This is a genomic window from Mycobacterium sp. (genome assembly GCF_050700595.1).
In the GTDB taxonomy this organism is placed as follows: domain Bacteria; phylum Actinomycetota; class Actinomycetes; order Mycobacteriales; family Mycobacteriaceae; genus Mycobacterium.
On the sequence record NZ_JBOHHI010000012.1, the window covers coordinates 21,553 to 27,670 of the forward strand.

General features: G+C 66.0%; 6 protein-coding genes. 5 read left to right on the top strand and 1 reads right to left on the bottom strand.

The window, feature by feature from the left end:
• Window positions 1–21 precede the first annotated feature (21 nt).
• The 3 genes from ACRDTL_RS00950 (at window position 22) to ACRDTL_RS00960 (ending at window position 3,434) form a co-directional block, all read left to right on the top strand.
• Window positions 22–771: a DUF2786 domain-containing protein gene (locus tag ACRDTL_RS00950; protein WP_431504852.1), complete on the top strand. Its 750-nt coding sequence runs from the start codon at window positions 22–24 to the stop codon at window positions 769–771.
• A complete protein-coding gene (locus tag ACRDTL_RS00955) occupies window positions 768–1,289 on the top strand; it encodes a TIGR04338 family metallohydrolase (protein WP_431504853.1) in 522 nt (173 codons plus the stop codon). Before ACRDTL_RS00950 ends, ACRDTL_RS00955 begins: the two co-directional genes overlap by 4 nt.
• Window positions 1,290–1,367: 78 nt before the next feature.
• Window positions 1,368–3,434: a beta-glucosidase gene (locus ACRDTL_RS00960; protein WP_431504858.1), complete on the top strand. Its 2,067-nt coding sequence runs from the start codon at window positions 1,368–1,370 to the stop codon at window positions 3,432–3,434.
• Between the two features lie 25 nt (window positions 3,435–3,459).
• Here the strand turns inward: ACRDTL_RS00960 and ACRDTL_RS00965 are convergent, their stop codons facing one another.
• The gene (locus ACRDTL_RS00965; protein WP_431504854.1) at window positions 3,460–3,606 is read right to left on the bottom strand and encodes a metallothionein; all 147 of its coding nucleotides are present in this window, start codon (window positions 3,604–3,606) and stop codon (window positions 3,460–3,462) included.
• A 246-nt stretch (window positions 3,607–3,852) separates the two neighbouring features.
• On the opposite strand from ACRDTL_RS00965, the gene ACRDTL_RS00970 reads away from it, so the two are divergent.
• The gene (locus ACRDTL_RS00970) at window positions 3,853–4,512 is read left to right on the top strand and encodes an O-methyltransferase (RefSeq protein WP_431504855.1); all 660 of its coding nucleotides are present in this window, start codon (window positions 3,853–3,855) and stop codon (window positions 4,510–4,512) included.
• A gap of 152 nt (window positions 4,513–4,664) precedes the next feature.
• Window positions 4,665–6,005 (top strand): IS110 family transposase, encoded by a 1,341-nt coding sequence (locus tag ACRDTL_RS00975; protein WP_431504856.1) that lies wholly within the window; start codon window positions 4,665–4,667, stop codon window positions 6,003–6,005.
• Window positions 6,006–6,118 lie beyond the last annotated feature (113 nt).

Consider the following 6,118-nt stretch of genomic DNA (forward strand, 5'->3'; position numbering starts at 1 on the left):
CCGGTCGCTTAGTTTGGTGTCATGACCGACGACAAGATGCTGGCGCGCATCGCCGCCCTACTGCGTCAGGCCGAGGGAACCGACAACGTCCATGAGGCGGAGGCGTTCATGACGGCCGCGCAACGGCTGGCCACGGCGACGTCCATCGACTTGGCCGTGGCTCGCGCACACGCCGCCAAGCGCACACCCGCTCAGACGCCGATCCAGCGCACCATCAGCATCGGCGCGGCGGCCAGCAAAGGACTGCGGACCTATGTACAGCTGTTCGTGGTGATCGCTCACGCCAACGACGTGCGCTGCGATGTGGCCTCCAACTCGACGTTCGTCTACGCCTACGGGTTCGCCGAGGACATCGATGCCACCCACGCGTTGTATGCCGGTCTGGTGGTCCAGATGGTGCGCGCGTCGGATGCCTACCTTGCTTCGGGTGCGCACCGGCCCACTCCGACCATCACCGCCCGGCTGAACTTTCAGCTCGCGTTCGGCGCCCGGATCGGTCAACGGTTGGCCGAGACGCGTGACCAGACCCGCCGAGAAGCGACAAAGGACCGTGGTCGTCCGCCGGGAACCGAGATCGCCCTGCGGAACAAAGAGATCGAGCTGCACGACTATTACCGCAGTGCATCGAAGGCCCGCGGCACCTGGCAGGCCAGCCGGGCGTCCGCGGGGTATTCGTCGTCGGCGCGCCGGGCCGGGGACCGCGCCGGAAAGCGGGCACGCCTGGGAGCCGGCACCGAGCTGCCGGAGGCGCGGACCGCCTTGGAGCGGTGAGCACGCAGGACCCTGTCCGGGACGCCCAGCGCTCGAAGGTCTACGCCGCTGAGGAATTCGTCCGGACCTTGTTCGACCGGGCTGCCCAGCACGGATCGCGCGACGTGGCGTTCTTCGGCGCGCGGCTGACACTGCCGCCCGAGGCGCGGTTCGGCTCCGTCGCGGCGGTGCAGCGCTACGTCAACGAGGTGCTGGAGTTACCGGCGGTACGTCGGCAATGGCCGACGGCCCCGCCGTTGCGGGTGCGGGCACGACGAGCCGCGACCGCCGCGCACTACGAAAACCGGCAAGACACAGGGATTATCGCTGTGCCGGACCACGACACCGCCGACTGGGCGATGCGGGAGCTGGTGGTGCTGCACGAAATAGCGCATCATCTCTGCGACGCGCATCCGCCGCACGGGCCGCAGTTCGTCGCGACAATGTGCAGACTGGCTGAGCTGGTGATGGGACCCGAACTGGGGCACGTGCTACGCATTGTCTTCAACAAAGAGGGAGCGAAAGAGGGTGTGCGGTAACGTGAGTTGACTAACGTTGGCCGGGTGATCGCCGCCGAGACCGACGCCGATGACCGCGCACGCGAGGTCGAGTTGCAAATGACCGACGGGGAGCGGTTCTGCCTGCTGGTCAGTGTGATGGGTGCCAGCGACCTATTGCCGGTTCGGGACGAGCGCATACCGTCCCACGTTCCCATGGGCGCCGGTTATGTTCCCGGCGTCCCCCGCCTCGGGGTGCCCGCGTTGCTGATGACCGACGCCAGCCTGGGTGTCACCAACCCCGGCTACCGGCCCGGCGACACCGCGACGGCGCTGCCGGCCGGTCTAGCGCTGGCCGCCAGCTTCAATCCCGCACTCGCCCGTGCGTCGGGCGAGGCGATCGGACGCGAAGCGCGCAGCCGCGGCTTCAACGTGCTGCTCGCGGGCGGAATCAACCTCGCCCGTGATCCCCGCAACGGTCGCAACTTCGAATACCTTTCGGAAGACCCGCTTTTGAGCGCTGTGATCGCGGCGGAGTCAATCAACGGTATCCAGCAGCAGGGCGTCATCTCGACGATCAAGCACTACTCGCTAAACTGCAACGAGACCAATCGGCACTGGCTGGACGCGGTCATCGATCCCACCGCGCACCGCGAATCCGACCTGCTAGCCTTCGAAATCGCGATCGAGCGCTCACATCCGGGCGCCGTGATGACCGCCTACAACAAGGTCAACGGTCAATATTCCGGCGGAAACGACGTTCTGATCAACGATGTGTTGAAAAGCGCGTGGGGATACCGTGGTTGGGTGATGTCGGATTGGGGTGCGACACCGAAGTGGGAGTTCGCGCTCAAAGGCCTCGATCAGGAGTCCGGAGCGCAAGTCGATGTCGCGTTTTGGCAGGCCGAGGCGTTCACTGGCCCGCTCAAGGCCGCATATGCCGACGGCAAGCTGTCCACGCAGCGGTTGGCGGACATGGTGCGCCGGATCCTACGCTCGATCTTCGCTGTCGGTGCCGACCACTGGGACAACATGCCGGCACCGGATGTCGCGGCCCACCACCAGATTTCGCTGCAGGTTGCGCGCCAGGGAATCGTGTTATTGGAAAACCGTGGTGTGCTGCCGGTTTCGGCTGAATCCGCTTTGCATGTCGCCGTCATCGGTGGTTGCGCGCAGCTCGGTGTGCCGGCCGGCTGTGGGTCGAGCGCGGTGGTACCGCCCGGCGGCTACGCGGCCGCGTTCCCGCTCAGCTGGCCGGGCGGTTTGCGCAATCTCTGCCTGCTGCCGTCGTCGCCGGTGGCCGAGCTGAGAAACCAGCTCCCCAACGCGCGTATCGAGTTCGACCCCGGCGTCAGCCCGGCAGAGGCCGCACTGGTAGCGCGGCACGCGGATGTCGCGATCGTGTTCGCCGTGCGCGTGGAGAGCGAAGGCCTGGACAGTGCCGATCTGTCGCTGCCATGGGGTCAGGACGCGGTGATCACTGCCGTCGCCGAAGCCAACCCGAACACCGTCGTGGTACTCGAAACCGGCAACCCTGTCGCGATGCCGTGGCGCGACACAGTCAACGCGATTGTCGCGGCCTGGTATCCGGGACAAGCCGGCGGTCTGGCGATCGCGGAGGTCATCGCCGGACGAGTCAATCCGTCGGGCCGTCTGCCGATTACATTCCCGGCCGATCTCGGCCAGCTACCTCGCCCCGAGCTGCCGGGATTGGGCACCCCGTGGGGTACCGAGACGACCATCCGCTACACCGAGGGCGCCGAAGTTGGCTACCGCTGGTTCGCCAAGCAGGGCTTGACACCGATGTTCGCATTCGGTCACGGGTTGTCCTATACCGGCTTTGAGCACCGCGACTTCTCTGTGACGGGCGGTGACACCGTGACTGCCGGCGTTACCGTCGTAAACACCGGCGATCGGCGTGGCGCCGACGTCCCGCAGCTGTACTTGACGTCGGCCCCAGGTGAGCGGCGGTTGCGGTTGCTCGGATTCGAGCGGGTCGATCTCGACCCAGGCGAATCGCGCCGGGTGAGGATCGAAGTGGACCCGCGGCTGCTGGCCCGTTACGACGGTGCTGGCGGAAATTGGCAGATTGCCGAGGGTACCCACGTGGTAGCCGTCGGCACGTCGGCGGTAGCCCTGGACTTGACGGCACAAGTTGAGCTGGCCGGCCGCACCTTTGGGCGCTGACCGGCCAGCCCGGCCGTAATGATGGTTACCCGACGGCAACCAATTCATCGCCGCACGTGCAGCGGTACGGTTCGCCGGCGCCCGCGCACTGGCATTCTTCCTCGATGCGGACCCGGCATCCACAGCCCTCGTGGCCGCAGGTCAGCAATGTCCCTTTCTCGTAGTGCGCCATCTAGCTCGCCCCTATCTGTGTCGGGAACCCCGCGAAGGCAGGGATCCAGCGGATTCTTCCCGTGCAGTAGTCCTCGAATGAGGGCAACCAGCGTTACTATATACCCCATACGGGTATGTGGTAAACCCCCCCCTCTAGTCACCTTGGGTCGCTCCGGGCCCGCATCGTCGCCGGGCTGAGTTCGATTGCCCCGCTCCTCCTCGGTTCGCTTCGGACCCGCATCGTCGCCGGGCTACCGTCTACGTCATGCCTCAGGAACCGAATCCAGCCGACGTTGACGCCTTTTTGGACACCATGCTGGTCGGCGACGATCCCGCGTTGTCTGAGGCACTGGACGCGAGCGACACGGCGGGGTTGCCGCACATTGCCGTGTCGGCCCAGCAGGGCAAGTTCTTGTGTCTGCTGGTCTCCGCGATGCGGGCGCGTCGCATTCTGGAAATCGGCACGCTGGGCGGCTACAGCACCATTTGGCTGGCTCGAGGTGCCGGTCTCGACGGACGCGTGGTAACGCTGGAATATGACCCCAAGCACGCCGAGGTTGCGCGGACCAACGTGGACCGCGCCGGCGTCGGCGAGCGGGTGGAGGTGGTGGTCGGCGCTGCGCTGGAGACATTGCCGACCGTGGCCGGCGGCCCATTCGACTTGGTGTTCATCGACGCCGACAAGGAAAACAACGTCGGCTACCTGGAGTGGGCTGTCCGGCTATCCCATCCTGGTTCGGTTATCCTGGTGGACAACGTTATTCGCGAAGGGCGCATTCTGTCGCCTGCCGCCGACGACCGGCTGGCGCAGGCGGTGCGCAAGTCACTGCAGGTGATGGGCGAACACCCACGATTGGACACCGCCGTGCTGCAGACGGTGGGTGTCAAACAATGGGACGGTTTCGCGTTGGCGGTGGTGAAGTAGCCCTGCGCATGGTTCCCCACTCGCGCGAGCGTGCGCTATCCCGGATCAATCGCGGGCGTAGTAAGAGGGTTATGCCGAAGAGTATTGATGTAGAAGACGTCCTCCTGGTGTCGTTGACGGGCTTGGTATCCCAATACACCGAGGAGGACGTCATGGTTCAGGGTAGTGGTCTGTCGCGTGGTGACAAGCAGCGCAATGCCAAGTTGGCCCGGTTGCGTGAGCTGGTGCCGGTCGACAACGCGGTTTTTGCCATCGATCTGGCCGATACCAAGCAGGTAGCGGTGCTGGTGGGCGGTGATTCGCAGGTGTTGGAACGGCGGCGGGTCAAGGGCAAGGCCTGGCGGCTGGGTCCGCTGCTGGATTGGGCCCGCCGGCAGGCCCACAAACACGGGTTCGCTGGTGTCACCATCGCCTGCGAGCCGACCGGGCATCGCTGGCGGGTGCTTGATCAGCTTGCCACCGAGCGGGACATGACGCTGGTGTGTGTGCAGCCGCTGCTGGTCGGGCGGGCACGAGAGTCCGAGGACTACACCCGCGACAAGACCGACGACAAAGACGCGGTGCTGATCGCGCGGTTGGTGACCCAGCTGCACTGCTATGACCCCGAGCGTCCCGATGAAACCTGGGCGGAATTGCGCCAATTAGGCGCCTACCGCGATCAGCTGATCACCACGGCCACCACGAGTCGCCTGCAGTTGCGCGACCTGCTCGAGTGCGCCTGGCCGGCAGTGTTATCGGCAGCTGCTGAACCGTTCGACTCGATCACCTGGTGTGCGGCACTGGCCGTGGTACTCGAGCGCTGCGATGGCCATCCCGAACAAGCGGGTTGTGGCGGCTATAAGCGGTTTGAGGCAGCGGTTCGCCGCGAGTTGCCCCGCTGGGGCGCCAAACAGGGCCCTTCTCAGCGCATCACCTACGCCGTCTACGCCGTGCTCACCGATCCGGCCGGAGTTAGCGCACAACGCCCGGGAGCACTACGGCGCGCCGCATGGGTGTTGGCCGATTGGCACGCCACCAAAACCCGCCTGGCCCAAGTGCAGACCCGCATGCTGGAAATTCTCGACGAACTCGGGTTGACCACGCTGGCCGCCAGCATCCCCGGCGTCAGTCCGCTGGGGGTGGCGGCCATCTTGGCTGAGACTGGTGACCCAACCCGCTTTACCAGCCCTCGCGCATTGGTCAAACACGCCGGACTATGCCCACGAGAAAACACCAGCGGCACCATGATCGGACGCTCACGCATTTCCGGCCGGGGCCGGCCCCGGCTACGACTGGCGGCCTGGCGCGCCGTCTGGGGCGCGCTGTCGCACAACCCGGTCATGGCCGCCCGCTACCAGCACTTGACCACCCGAGAACACAACCGGCTCACCTCCGGACAGGCTCGAGCCGCCATCGCCGCCGCGCTGCTGCGCCAGATCCACGTCATCGTCTGCCAACGCATCCCCTGGGACGCCGCCATCGCCGGCGCCGCCACAACCCCCGCAGCCGCCTAAGCCCAAAGGCCGCCCCGAACCAACCGAATAAGTTGGGGCCAAGCTCCACCCGGCGTAGAGGACCACCTCGACCGACACCCTGAGCAGGCCCCGCCCCTTCCTCACCAAACTCG